Genomic DNA, 324 nt, shown 5'->3' with positions numbered 1-324 from the left:
CTGTGGGTGGGTTTGTAGAGGTCCCTTGTGTAAAAAGAAATGCCTTTGGAGTTTCAATTGCCTATACAGCGGCTGAAATGGCACTTGCGGGCATAAAGTCGCTCATACCCTTTGATGAAGTAGCCGAAGCAATGGGAAAGGTTGGACGTTCTTTACCGGAATCACTCAAAGAAACTGGAGAGGGTGGTATTGCAGCTACACCTACTGCAAAAAAGCTGTTAAGAGAATTCATAAATAGGAGTGATAACAGATGACAAAGCTGGTAATTTTTGACCTTGGAGGCGTTTTCTACGACGATGCCGATGTAACTCCAAAAATATCTAA

Annotated in this window: 1 protein-coding gene; it reads left to right on the top strand. The window is 43.2% G+C overall.

The features are described from left to right. Nucleotides 1-254: L-serine ammonia-lyase, iron-sulfur-dependent, subunit alpha (locus AC3LHT_RS09810; RefSeq protein ID WP_488662760.1), on the top strand; the 254-nt coding region annotated here is incomplete at its 5' end. Nucleotides 255-324 lie beyond the last annotated feature (70 nt).

Source organism: Kosmotoga sp. (assembly GCF_982836095.1).
Note: the sequence above shows the minus strand (reverse complement) of the source record. Positions and strands in the feature narration are given on the sequence as shown.